The sequence below is a fragment of the Achromobacter marplatensis genome, from assembly GCF_049060505.1.
Classification (GTDB): Bacteria; Pseudomonadota; Gammaproteobacteria; order Burkholderiales; family Burkholderiaceae_B; genus Achromobacter; species Achromobacter marplatensis_A.
This window is the reverse complement of sequence record NZ_JBMGRB010000001.1, coordinates 228,794-245,475: the sequence shown is the minus strand read 5'-3', so window position 1 is coordinate 245,475 and position 16,682 is coordinate 228,794. Positions and strand designations below refer to the sequence as shown.

General features: G+C 67.3%; 15 protein-coding genes and 1 riboswitch. Of the genes, 9 read left to right on the top strand and 6 right to left on the bottom strand.

Annotated elements, in window-relative coordinates:
• Positions 1–51: 51 nt before the first annotated feature.
• Positions 52–208: riboswitch (yybP-ykoY riboswitch) on the bottom strand.
• A 142-nt stretch (positions 209–350) separates the two neighbouring features.
• Positions 351–1,694 (top strand): aminopeptidase P N-terminal domain-containing protein, encoded by a 1,344-nt coding sequence (locus ACI0FO_RS01075; protein ID WP_416023499.1) that lies wholly within the window; start codon positions 351–353, stop codon positions 1,692–1,694.
• Between the two features lie 6 nt (positions 1,695–1,700).
• On the opposite strand, the gene ACI0FO_RS01070 is transcribed toward ACI0FO_RS01075, so the two are convergent.
• Complete coding sequence (locus ACI0FO_RS01070; RefSeq protein ID WP_416023497.1) at positions 1,701–2,165, bottom strand: hypothetical protein; 465 nt, start codon at positions 2,163–2,165, stop codon at positions 1,701–1,703.
• Between the two features lie 79 nt (positions 2,166–2,244).
• On the opposite strand from ACI0FO_RS01070, the gene ACI0FO_RS01065 reads away from it, so the two are divergent.
• The 6 genes from ACI0FO_RS01065 (at position 2,245) to ruvA (ending at position 7,730) form a co-directional block, all read left to right on the top strand.
• Entirely contained in the window at positions 2,245–3,411 is a 1,167-nt protein-coding gene (locus ACI0FO_RS01065) for a UbiH/UbiF/VisC/COQ6 family ubiquinone biosynthesis hydroxylase (protein ID WP_416023495.1), read from the top strand.
• 116 nt (positions 3,412–3,527) lie between these two features.
• On the top strand, positions 3,528–4,553 hold the full coding sequence (dusB, locus tag ACI0FO_RS01060) for a tRNA dihydrouridine synthase DusB (protein ID WP_416024520.1): 1,026 nt from the start codon (positions 3,528–3,530) through the stop codon (positions 4,551–4,553).
• Between the two features lie 36 nt (positions 4,554–4,589).
• On the top strand, positions 4,590–4,829 hold the full coding sequence (locus tag ACI0FO_RS01055) for a helix-turn-helix domain-containing protein (protein ID WP_006217670.1): 240 nt from the start codon (positions 4,590–4,592) through the stop codon (positions 4,827–4,829).
• A gap of 104 nt (positions 4,830–4,933) precedes the next feature.
• Entirely contained in the window at positions 4,934–6,523 is a 1,590-nt protein-coding gene (purH, locus tag ACI0FO_RS01050) for a bifunctional phosphoribosylaminoimidazolecarboxamide formyltransferase/IMP cyclohydrolase (RefSeq protein WP_416023493.1), read from the top strand.
• A complete protein-coding gene (gene ruvC, locus ACI0FO_RS01045) occupies positions 6,523–7,071 on the top strand; it encodes a crossover junction endodeoxyribonuclease RuvC (RefSeq protein WP_313464045.1) in 549 nt (182 codons plus the stop codon). Before purH ends, ruvC begins: the two co-directional genes overlap by 1 nt.
• A gap of 86 nt (positions 7,072–7,157) precedes the next feature.
• Positions 7,158–7,730 carry a Holliday junction branch migration protein RuvA gene (gene ruvA / locus ACI0FO_RS01040; protein WP_105555355.1) on the top strand — a complete coding sequence of 191 codons (573 nt, stop codon included), beginning with the start codon at positions 7,158–7,160 and terminating at the stop codon, positions 7,728–7,730.
• Here ruvA and ACI0FO_RS01035 read toward each other — a convergent pair whose 3' ends face one another.
• The 5 genes from ACI0FO_RS01035 to ACI0FO_RS01015 form a co-directional block, all read right to left on the bottom strand.
• Positions 7,731–8,639, bottom strand: a complete 909-nt coding sequence (locus tag ACI0FO_RS01035) for a complex I NDUFA9 subunit family protein (RefSeq protein WP_416023492.1) — start codon at positions 8,637–8,639, stop codon at positions 7,731–7,733.
• A gap of 103 nt (positions 8,640–8,742) precedes the next feature.
• Positions 8,743–9,708, bottom strand: coding sequence for a threo-3-hydroxy-L-aspartate ammonia-lyase (locus ACI0FO_RS01030; protein ID WP_416023491.1), 966 nt, complete (start codon positions 9,706–9,708; stop codon positions 8,743–8,745).
• Between the two features lie 78 nt (positions 9,709–9,786).
• A complete protein-coding gene (gene ruvB, locus ACI0FO_RS01025) occupies positions 9,787–10,857 on the bottom strand; it encodes a Holliday junction branch migration DNA helicase RuvB (RefSeq protein WP_416023489.1) in 1,071 nt (356 codons plus the stop codon).
• A gap of 71 nt (positions 10,858–10,928) precedes the next feature.
• Positions 10,929–12,509, bottom strand: a complete 1,581-nt coding sequence (locus tag ACI0FO_RS01020) for a sensor histidine kinase (protein ID WP_416023487.1) — start codon at positions 12,507–12,509, stop codon at positions 10,929–10,931.
• A complete protein-coding gene (locus tag ACI0FO_RS01015; protein WP_006226445.1) occupies positions 12,509–13,210 on the bottom strand; it encodes a response regulator in 702 nt (233 codons plus the stop codon). Before ACI0FO_RS01015 ends, ACI0FO_RS01020 begins: the two co-directional genes overlap by 1 nt.
• 219 nt (positions 13,211–13,429) lie before the next feature.
• On the opposite strand from ACI0FO_RS01015, the gene ACI0FO_RS01010 reads away from it, so the two are divergent.
• Together ACI0FO_RS01010 and recQ are read left to right on the top strand one after the other, a co-directional pair.
• Positions 13,430–14,755, top strand: coding sequence for a fimbrial protein (locus ACI0FO_RS01010; protein WP_416023485.1), 1,326 nt, complete (start codon positions 13,430–13,432; stop codon positions 14,753–14,755).
• A gap of 93 nt (positions 14,756–14,848) precedes the next feature.
• Positions 14,849–16,678 (top strand): DNA helicase RecQ, encoded by a 1,830-nt coding sequence (gene recQ / locus ACI0FO_RS01005; RefSeq protein WP_416023483.1) that lies wholly within the window; start codon positions 14,849–14,851, stop codon positions 16,676–16,678.
• The last annotated feature ends 4 nt before the right edge of the window (positions 16,679–16,682 follow it).

Genomic DNA, 16,682 nt, shown 5'->3' with positions numbered 1-16,682 from the left:
ATGGCGCGACGCAGCGGCTCGCCCGGCTAGGGTGAACGCAACGCGGCCAAAGGTCTCGCCTGGCTGATCCATGCGGCGGGCGGGCCGCTTGCATGGAAACCGTTAGCGCCATGGGGTTCTAGCAACCGCTACGCGGCCCTGAACCACCAAGTCTGTTGACGCTAACTCCTTTGGGGGCAAAGGATGGCTACTCCCCAATGACAGAGCGGCGATTGTAGCAGCGTGTTCCTGACGGGCCAGTGAATCCCGCGCGGACGCCGCGGGAACCGCATGCGCTGTTGTTTCCGCGCGATAGCGGGGTAAAGTAAGCCGCATCCACATCTTTCGCGGGGTTCGCGCCCCTGCCCGCCATGAGCCTGCCTCCCGCCGACATCGCCCCCTTCGCCGCTCGCCGCCAACGCCTGATGGAGCGGATGCGCGCCGACGGCGGCGGCATCGCCATCCTGGCGACCGCGCCCGAGGCGATCCGCAACCGGGACGCCGAATACCCCTATCGCCACGACAGCGACTTCTTCTACCTCACCGGGTTCACCGAACCCGGCGCCTGGCTGGTGCTGATCGCGGGGGCCACCGACCGCGCCGTGCTGTTCTGCCGCCCGCGCCATGTCGAACACGAGATCTGGGAAGGCAAGCGCTTTGGTCCCGAAGCCGCCGCGGCCCATTTCGGCTTCGATGACGCCCACGAGCTCGACGCACTGGACGAACTGGTGCCCAAGCTGATGCTGGACCATCCCACCCTTTACGCGCCGCTGGCCGGCGACAAGCGCGGCGACGGGCGCCTGCACCGCTGGCTGGCCGCGGCCCGCGAGGCCAGCCGCGCCGGCCATGCGCCGCCTTCGCGCCAGCAAGACATCCGCCCGCTGCTGGCCGACATGCGGTTGATCAAGGACCCTGCCGAAATCGCCGCGATGCGGCGCGCGGCCAAGATCTCGGCCGGCGCCCATGCGCGAGCCATGCGGGCCGCCCGCGCCGGCATGCACGAATACGAGCTGGAAGCCGAACTGCTGTATGAATTCCGCCGCCACGGCGCGCAGGCCGTGGCCTATAACAGCATCGTCGCCACGGGCGCCAACGCCTGCGTGCTGCACTACCCGGCGGGCGAAGCCGTACTGCGCGACGGCGACCTGGTGCTGATCGACGCCGGCTGCGAGGTCGACAGCTACGCCAGCGACATCACCCGGACTTTCCCCGTGAACGGCCGCTATAGCGGCCCGCAGCGCGCGCTGTACGACCTGACCGTGGCGGCGCAGGAAGCCGCGGCCCAGGCCACCGCCCCCGGGCGCACCTTCAACGACGGCCACGAAGCCGCGCTGCGCGTGCTGGCGCAAGGCATGCTAGACCTTAAGCTGTTGAAGGGTTCGCTGGATGGCGTGTTGGAATCCGGCGACTACCGCCGCTTCTACATGCACCGCACCGGCCACTGGCTGGGCCTGGACGTCCATGACGTGGGTGACTACCGCCAACCGGGCCCCGCGCAAGGCGCCGACCGGCCCTGGCGCAAACTCGAGCGCGGCATGATGCTGACCATCGAACCGGGCATCTACGTGCGGCCCGCCGACGACGTGCCGGAAAGTTACTGGAACATCGGCATCCGAACCGAAGACGATGCGCTGGTCACGGACGAGGGCTGTGAACTGATCACGCGTGGCGTACCGGTGCAGGCCAGCGAGATCGAAGCGTTGATGCGCGAATAGCCGGCCCTACAGGACCAGCCCGTCCAGCCAGCCCATCGCCACCCAGACGTAGACCACGACCATGGCGATGGCGAACATCGAGACGATGGCGCCCACCAGGCACGCCAGGATGGCGACCAGCACCGGTCCCCACCCGGTTGACGAGGGCCGGCCCAGCCCGGGGTTGTAGAGGCGGTCGAATTTTTCATCCGGCATCAGCGAGAACACCGCGCTTTCAATAAACCCGTCAATCATCGGGATGAAGACCAGGAAGAACGCGGGGTTGTCGTACCAGACGGGATAAAAGCGGAACGCGCAGAACAGGCAGGCCAGCGACAGCGTCGTGACCAGCCAGGCGTGGCGCCGGCCCAGATACCACCAATGGGCGCCCAGCCCCCCGAACAGGCAAGCCAGCAGCCCGACGGCGACTTTGCCGCGCGGGCGGCGGGCGGATACGGCGGACAGCGGAGGGGAAACCTGAACCTGCGTCATATCGATCAACCGGGAGGGTGGGCCGCGCGACCCGCCGCGTCGGCTGTCCCGGATTGTAGTGGACGGTTAAAATCGGGACATGACTGCATCTGCCTTCGACATAGCGATTCTTGGCGCCGGCCCCGTGGGCCGCGTGCTGGCCCTGATGCTCGCGCGTGTGGCGCCGGACCCGGCGCGCATCGCCCTGCTTGCGGGCGCCGCGCCCGCGCCAGTCACGCCCGCCGCGGCCGTGCCCGCCGCCGACCCGCGCGTGCTGGCCATGAACCATGGCAGCCGCGTGCTGCTGGAATCGCTGCATGCGTGGCCCGAGCGGTCGGCCGACATCCGCAACATCCATGTCTCGCAGCGCGGGCGGCTGGGCCGCACCGTGATCCAGAACACCGACTTCGGCGTGCCGCAGCTGGGCAGCGTGGTCGCCTATTCCGGGCTGCATGCCAAGCTGGACGAGTGCGTGGCCGCCTGTGGCGTCACCGTGCTGACCGGCCCCGCGCAGGTCGACAGCCAGGACGCGGACGGCGTGCGCATCCTGCAAGGCGGCCAAACGCTGCGATGCCAGGTCGCCGTGCAGTCCGACGGCGCGGGCGCGACCGACCTGCGCCGCGACTACGGCCAACACGCCGTGCTGACCACCGCGCACGCCGCCCTGCCGCGCCGCGGCTGGGCCTGGGAACGCTTCACCGCCGAAGGGCCGCTGGCTTTGCTGCCCCACCCCCAGACGCCGGACGCCTACTCGGTCGTGTGGTGCAGCGCCCCGGACCGCGCCGCCGAGCTAGCCGCGCTGGACAATGCGGCCTTCTCGAAGGCGCTGTCGGCCGCATTCGGCGACCGCCTGGGCCGGCTGTCCAGCCAAGCCCCGCGCCATGTCTTCCCCCTGGCGCTGGCCGCCCGGCGGGCGCAAGTGCAAGGCCGCGTGGCCGCCATCGGTAACGCCGCGCAGACCCTGCACCCCGTCGCTGGCCAGGGCTTGAATCTGGGGCTGCGCGACGCCGCCCGGCTGGCCCAGGCGCTAGCCGGCTGGCTCGCTCGCCCCGAGGCCAGCCCCACCGCCTTGCTGACGGAATTCGCACGGGCACGCCAAGTCGACCGCGTCATCACCGCCGGCCTGACCGATTTGATGCCCCGGGTGTTCGCCACCGGCCTGGCGCCGGTCGAGCACGCCTGTGGCCTGGCCTTGCTGGGGATGGACCTGGCCTCGCCGCTGCGCGCGCCGCTAGCCCAACACCTGCTGCAAGGTTTCCGCGCCTGATTTCGCGGCGTTCCGTCCCCGTCAGAGGGACGGAATCGTCCGTTTTCGCCCCCGTTTGTTACCAAGCTGTTGCCAGCCGAAAACGGGGGTCCGATCGAGCCGGTTAAAATGTGAGCATGCGCATAGGCCAATGGACCCTTCCCAACAATGTTCTTGTCGCGCCCATGGCGGGCGTGACGGACCGCCCTTTCCGGCAACTTTGCAAGAAGTTGGGCGCGGGCTATGCCGTGTCGGAAATGGCCGCCAGCAACCCCAAGTTATGGGATAGCGTCAAAACGTCCCGCCGTCTGAACCACGACGGCGAGATCGCCCCCATTTCCGTGCAGATCGCCGGCGCCGACCCGGCCATGATGGCCGAAGCGGCGGTGTTCAACGCCGGCAAGGGCGCGCGGATCATCGACATCAACATGGGATGCCCGGTGAAAAAGGTCTGCAACGTGGCGTCGGGATCGGCGCTGCTGCGCCATGAAGACCTGATCGCCCGCATCCTGGACGCCGTTGTGTCCGCTTGCGCGCCACTGGGCGTGCCCGTCACGCTGAAGACCCGCACCGGCTGGGACCGCGGCAGCCGCAACGCCTTGCGCGTGGCCAAATTGGCTGAAAATGCCGGCATCGCCGCCTTGACGCTGCACGGCCGCACGCGCGCCGACCTCTATACGGGCGAGGCGGAATATGACACTATCCGCGCCGTCAAGGCCGAGCTGACCATTCCCGTGATCGCAAACGGGGATATCGACTCGCCTGAAAAAGCCAGGCGCGTCCTGGATTACACTGGCGCCGACGCGGTCATGATTGGCCGGGCGGCCCAGGGCCGCCCCTGGATTTTCCGCGAAATCGACCACTACCTGCGCACGGGCGAAACACTGGCCCCTCCCTCCTATGGGGAAATGCGCGAGCTGCTGCTCGAACATCTCGACGACCATTACCGGTTTTATGGCGAGCACACCGGCGTACGCACGGCGCGCAAGCATATCGGCTGGTATCTGGACGGCCTGCCGGGCGCGGATTCGTTCTGTGCCCGCATGAACCTGATCGACAACACCCGCGACCAGTGGCGGGCGGTGTCTGATTGGTTCGACATCATCTCGCGCGACGGCGAGCCCCACCCGGCGCCGGTCGCAGAAGCCCTGCTGGCGGCATAACCGCCTCAACACCAACATAAAAATATCTGTACTCAAATGAGCAAGAAAGATGTCCTGGAAGAATGCGTGCGCGCCAGCCTTGAGCGCTATTTCGAAGACTTGGGTGAATCCGAGCCCCACGATATGTGGGACATGGTGATGCGCTGCGTGGAGCGCCCGGTGCTTGAAGTGGCGCTGGAGCGTTCGGGCGGCAACCAGTCGCGGGCATCCGAAATGCTGGGCATCACCCGCAACACCTTGCGCAAGAAGCTGCTGGCGCACAATATCCAGGTATAGCTTTTCCGCGTGGACGGCCCCTGTCGGGCGCCGTCCTCCCCTTCGCAGATTTCCCATCCTGACCTGAACGAGAAAGGCGCCCCGCCCGACTCCCGTCCCCCACCATGAAAATCGAAACCGCCCTGCTTTCGGTGTCCGACAAGACCGGCATCGTTGAATTTGCCCGCGCCCTGGCCGCGCGTGGCGTGCGCCTGTTGTCGACCGGCGGCACTGCCAAGTTGCTGGCCGACGCCGGCCTGACCGTCACCGAAGTGGCCGCCCACACCGGATCGCCGGAAATCCTGGATGGTCGCGTCAAGACGCTGCACCCCAAGATCCACGGCGGCCTGCTGGCCCGCCGCGACAGCGCCGAGCACATGGACACCATTAAGGCGGCGGGCATCGATCGCATCGACATGCTGGTGGTCAACCTGTATCCGTTCCGTGAAACCGTCGCCAAGCCGGACTGCACGTTCGCCGACGCGGTCGAGAACATCGATATCGGGGGCCCGGCCATGCTGCGCGCCGCCGCCAAGAACCACGGCACGGAAGCCGGCGGCGTGACGGTCGTGATCGACCCGGTCGACTATTCGCGCGTGCTGTCCGAAATGGACAAGAACGGCAGCACCTCTTACGGCCTGCGCCTGGCGCTGGCATCGAAGGTCTACGCCCACACCGCCGCCTACGATGGCGCCATCGCCGCCTACCTGACCAGCTTGACCGAAGCCGAACCGGCCCAGGAAGCGGTTCCGGCCCGCAGCGAATGGCCCGGCACGCTGACCTTGCAGGTCAAGCAGGAACAGGCACTGCGCTACGGCGAAAACCCCCACCAGACCGCCGCCTTCTATGTGGACGCGCAGCGTCCGGCCGGCCTGCTGGGCAACTATCGCCAGCTGCAGGGCAAGGAACTGTCCTACAACAACATCGCCGACGCGGACGCCGCGTGGGAATGCGCGCGCAGCTTCGACGTGCCCGCCTGCGTCATCGTCAAGCATGCCAATCCCTGCGGCGTCGCCGTGGCGGCCGATACCCTGGGCGCGTACCAACAGGCATTCAAGACCGACCCGACCTCCGCTTTCGGCGGCATCATCGCCTTCAACCGCCCGGTGGACGCCGCCACGGCCGAAGCCGTCAGCGCCCAGTTCCTGGAAGTGCTGCTGGCCCCGGCGTATGACGGCGCCGCGTTGGCTATCCTGGCCGCCAAGAAGAACGTGCGCGTGCTGGAAGTGCCGATGGGCGTGGGCCAGAACGCCATGGACATCAAGCGCGTGGGCGGCGGCTGGCTGGTGCAAAGCCCGGACGCCTACAACGTGCCGCGCGATGCGCTCAAGGTGGTCAGCAAGCGCCAGCCGACCGAACAGGAAATGAACGACCTGGCCTTCGCCTGGAAGGTTGCCAAGTACGTCAAGTCCAACGCCATCGTATTCGTGGGCGGCGGCATGACCCTTGGCGTAGGCGCCGGCCAGATGAGCCGCATCGATTCGGCCCGCATCGCGTCGATCAAGGCGGAAAACGCCGGCCTGACCCTGAAGGGCTCGGCCGTGGCGTCGGACGCGTTCTTCCCGTTCCGCGACGGCCTGGATGTGGTGGTGGCGGCAGGCGCGACCTGCGTGATCCAGCCCGGCGGCAGCATGCGCGATGACGAAGTCATCGCCGCGGCCGACGAACATGGTATCGCCATGGTGCTGACCGGCACCCGTCACTTCCGCCACTGATGCGCGTCCTCGGCATCGATCCCGGCTTGCGCCGTACCGGTTTCGGTGTGATCGATGCCGAAGGTTCGCGGCTGCGCTACGTAGCCAGCGGGACCATCGTGGTCCCGCCGGCGCTGACGCTGTCCGAGCGCCTGAAAGTCATCCTGGACAATCTGCGCCAGGTGGCGCGCGACACGCAACCCGATGTGGCCGCGCTTGAAATCGTCTTCATGAACACCAATCCGGCGTCCACCCTGCTGCTGGGCCAGGCCCGGGGCGCCGCGCTGTGCGCGCTGGCCGACAGTTCGCTGGTCGTGCACGAGTACACCGCGCTGCAGATCAAGAAAGCCGTGGTGGGCACCGGACGCGCCGCCAAGGAGCAGGTGCAGATGATGGTGCAGCACCTGCTGGCACTGGACGGTACGCCCGCGCCCGACTCCGCCGACGCGCTGGCCTGCGCCATCTGCCACGCCCACGTCGGCCCGCTGCAGGACAAACTGGAACGCCTGGGCACGTCGCTGCGCATGAGCGGCAAGACACGCATCCGCAACGGCCGACTGATCGGCTGAACGCGCCTTGGCGCGTATAGAATGCCCGCATTCGCCGCGCATTCCGCGCGCCTTTCCTGCCCTTTCCTTACCAGGCCATCACCACCATGATCGGACGCATCACCGGAACCCTGATCGAAAAGCTGCCCCCCACCATCTGCGTGGACGTAGGCGGACTGGGCTATGACATCGACGTGTCCATGAGCACGCTGTACGCGCTGCCCGAGACCGGGGCGCGCGTCACGCTGTACACGCACCTGACGGTGCGCGAAGACGCGCACATCCTGTACGGCTTCGGCACGGCCAGCGAACGCAGCGCGTTCCGCGAACTCATCAAGGTCAGCGGCATCGGCGCGCGCACCGCACTGTCGGTGCTGTCGGGCATGTCGGTGGCGGATCTGGCCCAGGCCATCACATTGCAGGAATCGGGGCGCCTGACGCGCGTGCCCGGCATCGGCAAGAAAACGGCCGAACGCCTGCTGCTGGAAATGCGCGGCAAGCTGGGCGCGGACATCGGGGCGACTTCGCATGCCACGCCCGACAACCAGTCGGACATCCTCAACGCGCTGCTGGCGCTGGGATATTCGGAAAAGGAATCGCTATCGGCATTGAAAACGCTGCCCGAAGGGGTCGGCGTGTCGGACGGGATCAAGCAGGCCTTGAAGGCGTTGGCCCGCTGATCACAGATAGCGGGGCGCGACGGCCTCCAGGCCGGTCGGCACGACGTGCAGTTCCGGCGCGATGGGGCCCGCGCAGATGTTGTCGCGGCGCAAGGAATCAAGGTTGTCGCGCGACATCAACGGCTTGCCCGGCAGGCATTCGAATAGCCGGGCCTGAAGGCGGCCCACTCCCATCGGCATGCTGATCACGGGCCGAGGATGGCCGCTCCAGGCAGCGCACAGCCGCGCGATTTCGCCCAATGTATAGATTTGCGGCCCACCCAATTCATACGTCTTGCCACAGGTGTGCGTATCGCCCAAGGCGGACACCATCGCTTCGACCACATCGCCCACGTAAACCGGCTGCATGCGCACATGCGCACCCGCCAGCGGCAGCACGGGCAGCCAGCGCGCCAGCCGGGCGAACATATTGGTGAACTGGTCGTCCGGGCCGAACAGGACCGACGGACGGAAAATAGTCCAGCCGCCTTCCGACGCAGCCTGGAATTCGTGCTTGATGGCGGCTTCGCCGTCGCCCTTGGAGCGCTGATACATGCTGTCGCCCTGGGAATCGGCACCCAGCGCGCTGACGTGCAATAGGCGATGGACGCCCTGGCGCCGGCAAGCCTGCGCAATACGCTGCGGCAACAAAACGTGGGCCCGCGCGAAATCGGACCCGTAGGGCTTGCCGGAATTGCCGTGCAGGATGCCCACCAGATTCACGACGGCATCGCAACCGCGCACCAGGCGGTCCAGCGAGGCGTCATCGTGTATGTCGGTCTGGACCAGCGTGACGGTGGGAAAGACTTGCAGTTCGCTGCCCCGCGCCAGCAGACGCGTGGGCACAATCATCTGATGCAGGCTGCCTGACAGCCGGGCAATCAGGTGACGGCCGATGAAACCGGTGCCGCCGATGACAAGGATACGCATGCCGCAGCCTCCTGTTCGTCAGGATCGAGCCCCGATTCTGCCCTGCGCAGGCTGCAACCGCAAGCACGCATCGGCGGTCCGGCGCCCGGACCGCCCGCGAAGGTCAGGAAGCCAGCAACCGGGCGTAGGCCGGAAGGTCGACATTGCCGCCGCTGATGATGACGCCGACCCGCGCGCCGCGCACCGGCACGACGTTTTGCATGACCGCGGCCGCGCCCAGGCAACCCGTGGGTTCCACCACCATCTTCATGCGTTCCGCGAAGAATTTCATGGTGGTGACCAACTGCGCATCCGTCACCGTGACGATGTCGCGCACGTGCTTCTGGATGAGCGGGAAGGTCAGGTTGCCCAGATGGGTCGTGGCGGCGCCGTCGGCCACGGTCTTGGGGGCGGGAATGCGGACGATTTCACCCTTGCGCAAGGACTGCTGGCCATCGTTGCCGGCTTCCGGCTCGACGCCGTAGACCAGGCAGCCCGGGCTTAGCGCGAACGCGGACAGCGCCGATCCCGACAGCAGGCCCCCCCCGCCCAGGCAGACGAACAGGTAATCCAGTTCGCCGACTTCCTCGAACAGTTCCTTGGCGGCGGTGCCCTGCCCCGCGATCACGTCTTCGTGGTCGTAGGGCGGAATCAGCGTGGCGCCGGTTTCCGCCTGGATGCGCAAAGCGATTTGTTCGCGGTCTTCGGTGTAGCGGTCGTAGGTGACGATCTTGCCGCCATAGCCTTCGGTGGCCGCGCGCTTGGCCGCCGGGGCGTCCAGCGGCATGATGATCGTGGCGGACACGCCCTGCAATTTGGACGCCAGCGCGATGGCCTGCGCATGATTGCCGGACGAGAAGGTCACCACGCCGGCGGCGCGCTGTTCCGGCTTCAGGCGCGCGATGGCGTTGTAGCCGCCGCGGAACTTGAACGCGCCCATGCGCTGGAAGTTCTCGCACTTGAAGAAGACCGATGCGCCGCTGATGGCGTCGGCGGTCGCCGAGGTCAAGACGGGCGTGCGGTGTGCGTTGCCGGCCAGGCGCTCGCTGGCACGGACGACATCATCATAGGTAGGCAATTCGGGCTGCATGGGAATCCGGTCCTTTGATCGCAGGAATGTCGAAACCCCAGGATCATAAACCCGCCGCGCGGTTTGCGCGGCCCGCGCCTACTTGCCGAACAGATCGCCGCCGCTGGCGACGCCGGTGGGCGGCGTCAAGCCCAGGTGGCGCCAGGTGGTCAGCGTGGCGGTACGCCCCCGCGGGGTACGTTGCAGATAGCCGTGCTGGATCAGGTAGGGCTCGATCACGTCTTCGATGGTGTCACGCTCTTCGCCGATGGCGGCTGCCAGGCTGTCCACGCCCACGGGTCCGCCGTCGAACTTGTGGATGATGGCCTCCAAGAGCTTGCGGTCCATCAGGTCCAGGCCCTGGGGGTCCACTTCCAGCATGGCCAGCGCGCGGCCGGCGACGTCGGCGTCGATCGTGCCGCTGGCTTTGACCTCGGCGTAGTCACGCACGCGGCGCAGCAGGCGGTTGGCGATCCGGGGCGTGCCGCGGGCGCGGCGCGCCACTTCCGCCGCGCCATCCGGCGTGATGCCGGCGTTGAGCAGACCCGCGCTGCGCATCACGATGTGGCCCAGGTCGGCCGCGTTGTAGAACTCCAGCCGCGAAACGATGCCGAAGCGGTCGCGCAGCGGGTTGGTCAACATGCCCGCCCGCGTGGTGGCGCCCACCAGCGTGAACGGCTGCAAGTCCAGCTTGACGCTGCGGGCGGCGGGGCCTTCGCCGATCAGGATGTCGATCTGGAAATCTTCCAGCGCCGGATAGAGGATTTCCTCGACCACGGGCGACAGGCGGTGGATTTCGTCGATGAACAGGACATCGTTCTTTTCCAGGTTGGTCAGCAGCGCGGCCAGATCGCCCGGACGCTCCAGCACGGGGCCGGAAGTCTGGCGCAGCTGCACGCCCATTTCGTGCGCAATGATGTGGGCCAGCGTAGTCTTGCCCAGCCCGGGCGGACCAAAAAGCAAGACGTGATCCAGCGCCTCGCCACGCTTGCGGGCGGCGGCGATGAAGATCTCGAGCTGTTCGCGGGCGCGCTGCTGGCCAACGTATTCCTGCAGCGCCTTGGGCCGCAAGGCGCGTTCGATCGATTCCTCGTTGGGCGACACCGGCTGCGGCGCCACGATACGGGGGGCGTCGGGACGGGAAGAAAGGGAATCGGACTGAATGGCCATGGTACGGATACGACAAGGGACGAAGCAGGATGCATCGTACCGTATGCGGGGCCCCGGAGGGCCCCGCCGCCCTATGCGGTTTCGGACAGCGGCAGCTTCACCCGCACGCACAGGCCGCCGGATTCCGCCTGGCGCAATTCCAGCGAGCCGCCGTGGGCGCGGGCGATGGCCTCGGCCAGCGCCAAGCCCAGGCCCACGCTGCCGGTACGCGTGCGCGCGTCGTCCAGGCGGCTGAAGGGGCGCAGCGCCTCCTGGCGGCGTTCGGGCACGATTCCGGTGCCATGGTCGGCCACATCCAGCACCGCGTGGCGGTCTTCCCGGCGCAGAGTCACCTCCACCGGCGGCGCGCCATGGTTCAACGCATTGCCGATCAGATTGTCCAGCAGCCGGCCCAACGCCACGGCGTCCGCCTGCACCACCAGCGGCGCATCGTCGTCGTCGGCCTTCAGGTGGATGTCCGTGCCCGCGCCATGCCAGGCGCCAACGCGTTCGGTCAGCCAGTCTGACAGCACGATGGGCGCATAGCGGTACGCGGCGGGATCGGTGCCGCGCACGAAACCGATGAACTGGTCGACCATGTGCTGCATGTCTTGCAAATCGGTGCGCAAGCCTTCCTTCAACTTGGAATCGTCCGCCATTTCGATCCGCAGCCACATCCGCGACAGAGGTCCTTTCAGGTCGTGCGGCAAACCGGACAACAGCGTCCGGCGCACCGAATCGGATTCGGCCAGCGCGTCCAGCATGGCGTTGAAACGCACACCCAACGCGCGGGTTTCATGCGGCCCCGAGGGCTCCACGCGTTGCGGCTGCCCCGCGGCCAGGCGGTCGGCGGCGTCGGCCAGCCGGGTGATGGGCCGCGTGATGTGCCACGAGAAGCCCACCGCCAGCAACAGCAACAGACCCAGGCCGCCGAGCCAGGCCGCGATGAAGGGCGTGGCGACCGGCGGGTCCAGGCGGTCCAGCGGGATGACCAGCCATTCGCGCAGGCGCGGCGCGTCTTCGCTGGCGGAGTTGGGCGCCAGTGAAATGAAGATTTCCGGCGCCGGTCCATGCGACAACGCGACGCGGGTGCCGTCGTTCAGGCGTTCGTTCAGCAACTGCACCAGCACGCGCAGATCACGGCGGATATCGTCGGGCTCGGGCTTGTAACGGCGCATGTGCTCTTCGCGGGCACGCTCGCGGTCGGCATCGCGCGCTTCGGCCCGGCGTTCGTCGCCATGGTTGCCACCGGTTGCGTCATGATCGTCGCCCCCGACGTCGGGCGGCGGCGGCTGCGGAACGTCCCCGGGCTGGGAGACGGGCGGCGGCGGTGGGGGCGGACGGGGCGCGGCGCGCGGCGGCGGGCGGCGGCCGTTGAACCGCTGCAGCTTGGCTTCAGCCGGCAAGACGCGCGACCACAGCCGCCATTGGTTCTGCGACGCCGTGCGCACGAATTCGGCGCGGTCTTCGGCGGGAACCTCGGACACGGCGGCGCGCAGGGTACGGATCGTGGTGACGATGTAGCCGATCGCCACGTCTTCCATGAACTTGTGCCGGAAGTACGACACCGTCACCAGCGTGGCCGCCTGGGTCAGCAGCACGGAACCCAGGATCAGCAGGATCAGGCGCGCCCGCAGCGAACGCGGTACCAGGAAACCGAGGGACAAGCGCATCAGGGCGAAAACCGGTAGCCAATGCCCCAGACGGTCTGGATCCAGCGCGGCTGCTTGGGATCATCTTCGATAACGCGGCGCAGGCGCAGGATGGCGATGTCGATGGCGCGGTCGTTGCGTTCGCCGGCGTCGTCGTCGCGGGCCAGCGCCAGAAGGCGCTCGCGCGACAGCGGCTTGCCGGCGTTGCGCACCAGGGCTTCAAGCAGGTTGATTTCGCCCCCGGTCAGCTTCACCACGGTGCCTTCGCGCGACAGCTGGCGTGAGGACGGATCGAACAGGAACGGGCCGAACGTGACCGGCGCGTCCTTGGTCAGCGCGGACGGGCCGCGCTTGCGGCGCAGCACGGCCTCGATGCGGGCCAGCAGTTCGCGCGGGTCGAATGGTTTGCCGACGTAGTCGTCGGCGCCGGCTTCCAGGCCGATGATGCGGTCCACGGCTTCGTCGCGCGCGGTCAGGAGGATGACGGGGATGTCCTCGCCTTGTTCGCGCAGGCGGCGGCAAGCGTCGGCGCCATCGCCGCCGGGCAACATGCGGTCCAGCACGAGCAGATCGGGCGCGTAGCGGGTGATGCGGGACGACAGATCGGTGGCGTCCGGCGCCAGCAAGGTGTCGTAGCCGTGGCGATTCAGGTAGTCGGCCAGCAGTTGCCGTAACGCGGGATCGTCGTCGACGACCAGCAGCTTGGTGTGAGGATTGTCCATGGATGCCATAGTGAGGCGCGCCGCGTCTGGCCGCAAGAGGGAAGAAATCAACTGAAATACACCTGTTGCACGATGTACGCCGGGTTTGCCGGCGCGTTGCCGGAAAACCGTGTGGCGTCATGGAGTGGCCCTAAAATAAACGTCCTGGCCTTGCTGCTCGTCCGGTTTCCTAAAAAACGTTTACAGCTACGGCGGCATCCCCTCTCTACACTGGTCCGTATGGTTGCCCCTTCACTCTGGCGCAGACGGCTGTTGCACGCGGCGCTGGCCGCAGGTTTATCCTGCCCGTTGGCGTCCGCGTTTGGCGACACCCCCATTGCGTCCCCTGATTTTGCCTCGCCGCCCTCCCAGGGCGCGCCGGTACGCATGGCGCGCGGCATCGGAGTTCTGTCCCCGGTTCAGCCCATTCCCGTGCGGCCCGCGCCGTCGATGGAAGCCCGGGCGGTGCCGCTCGATCCGTCCCCTTGCGACCTGCAAGTGGCGGAGCCGGCCATGGACACCAGCGTGCAGGGCGGAGGCGGCAGCGATGACGAACTGATTCCCGGCATCGGCGCCTCGCTGTCGGGCGCGGCCAACGCGTCGCCCCTGGGCTGCGAACAGGCTGCCGCCCCGGCCGAAGAAGCCACGCCCGACTACGCCTTCGCGCTGGAAGACGGGGATCTGCCCCGTGTGCCGGTCGTGGTGATCTCGGGCGTTTCACGCCCCAGCCGTCCGTGGTTCGCCTCGGTCAGCGGCCAGGACGGCCTGCGTTACGGCGGCGACCGCAATTGGGTGTACCGCAACACGGCCGGGCCATCCGTCACCGTGGGCAATATCAATGCCAACGCGCCCGCCTGGGGCAGCAGCGCGCCGGTCGGCGGTTTGCAGATCGCAAACTGGGCCGGCGCTTCCGCGACCGTGCCCGAAGGCAGCTTTGGCTATTCCTCGTCGCTGGGCAAACTGAACCGCATGGATCCCGCGGCCAGTTCGGGCGCCGTGGACTATGGCGCGTCCGTCGGCAGCGGCAGCGTGCGCTATGGGCTGACGCCCACGCTGACGCTGGAAGGCCAGATGCAGAGCGCGCCGTCGCTGACGACCCGGGGCATGGGCACCACCTACGCCGCAGGCGAATACGGCACATTCCAGGCCGGCGCCACGCAAAGCTCGTTCGACGCCGCCAACGCCTGGCGCTATCGCTTCGGCTACAGCGTGGACGTGGCCGATGCCGTCAACCTGGGCTACACGAACGAACAAATCGGGGCCGGCTTCGGCGACCTGTCCACTTACTCCGGCGGCGTGGCGTCGGTCCCGCAGTCGCGCAATACCTTCACGGCGGGCGTGCCCATCACGGGCTGGGGCACGCTTAGCGGCACGTATTCCGGGTTGCACGAAGGGTCGACGCTGGCCGAACAACGCGTGGGGCTGACGCATAGCATGTTCGTCGCCCCCAAAGTGAAGCTGGCCGTGGGCGCCGACCGCGACATCATTTCCGGCAACTATGAATGGCGGGCGAACCTGAGCATGCCGGTGGATACTTTCATGCGCGGCACCTGGTTCAGTTGGTAGCCGGCACGCAGCACGGACGGAAATATCCGCTTAAAGGAGGCTGTCCGGAATTGCGGCTTAAAATCCCTGCCATGATGCTCCCGGCCTACCCCCATGTCTGACGCGCGCGCCCTTGGCGTATTGCAGCGCGTTTTCGGTTACGAATCCTTCCGCGGCGACCAGCAAGCCATTGTCGAACAAGTGATCGACGGCGGCGACGCGCTGGTCCTCATGCCCACCGGCGGCGGGAAATCGCTCTGTTACCAGATTCCCTCGCTGGTCCGTGAAGGCACCGGCATCGTCGTGTCGCCGCTGATCGCGCTGATGCAGGATCAGGTCGACGCCCTGACCGAACTGGGCGTGCGCGCGGCCTTCCTGAACTCCACGCAGGAATGGCGCGTGGCCCGCGACGTCGAGCAGGCGTTCCTGGCTGGCGAACTGGACTTGCTGTACGTTGCCCCCGAACGCCTGCTGACCGACCGCTGCCTGCAATTGCTCGAGCGCGGCCGCATCGCGCTGTTCGCCATCGACGAAGCGCATTGCGTATCCCAGTGGGGCCACGACTTCCGGCCGGAATACCTGGGCCTGTCGATGCTGCATGAACGCTGGCCGGACGTGCCGCGCATCGCGCTGACGGCCACGGCCACGGCCGATACGCGCACCGAAATCGCTCAGCGCTTGTCGCTGGACGACGCCCGCCACTTCGTTTCCAGCTTCGACCGACCCAACATCCGCTACCGCATCGTCGAAAAGAACGAGGTGCGCAAGCAGCTGCTGGAGATGATCCGCACCGAACACGACGGCGAATCCGGCGTGGTGTATGGCCTGTCACGAGCACGCGTTGAGGAAACCGCTGAATTCCTGTGCAACCAGGGCATCGACGCCATGCCGTACCACGCCGGGCTCAGCCCGCAGGTGCGCGCCGCCAACCAGTCCCGGTTCCTGCGGGAAGACGGCGTTGTCATGGTGGCCACCATCGCCTTCGGCATGGGTATCGACAAGCCGGATGTGCGCTTCGTGGCCCACATCGACCTGCCCAAATCCGTCGAAGGCTACTACCAGGAAACGGGCCGTGCCGGCCGCGACGGCCTGCCCGCCACCGCCTGGCTGGCCTACGGCCTGCAAGACGTGGTGCAGCAGCGCCGCATGATCGACGAATCCCCCGGCGACGAGTCTTACCGCCGCCGCCTGGGTCAGCAGCTGGACGCGATGCTGGGGCTGTGCGAAACCGTGGAATGCCGGCGCGTGCGGCTGCTGGCGTACTTCGGCCAGCAGATCACGGCCTGCGGCAACTGCGACGTGTGCCTGGAGCCGCCGCAAGCCTGGGACGGCACGGTCGCGGCGCAGAAAGTGCTGTCGGCTGTCTATCGCCTGTGGAAGGAACGGGGCCAGCGCTATGGCGCGGGCCACATCATCGACATCCTGCGCGGCAAGGTCACCGACCGCACCAAGCAGCACGGCCATGAAACGCTAAGCGTGTTCGGCGTGGGCGAAGACCTGAGCGATACCGCGTGGCGAGGCGTGCTGCGCCAGTTGCTGGCGCAAGGCCTGCTGACAGTGGACAACGAAGGGTTCGGTACGCTGGCCCTGACCGAAGGCAGCCGCGCGGTGCTCAAGGGCGAACGCCAATTGATGCTGCGCCGTGAATCCGAAAAGAAGACCCGGTCGGGCAAAACCAGCAGCGGCCGTGCCAAGGCCGCCGCGATCGACCTGCCGGCCGAACTGCAACCCGTTTTCGAGGCGCTGCGCGCCTGGCGCGGCGAAGTGGCGAAAAGCCACGGCGTGCCGGCTTATGTCATCTTCCACGACGCCACGCTGCGTGAAATTGCCCTGGCGCAACCCGACTCCATGGATGCGCTTAGCCACATCAGCGGCGTGGGCGCGCGCAAGCTGGAAGCCTACGGCGAAGAGATCCTGCAACGCGTGGCCAAGCCGGTGCTGTAACGCC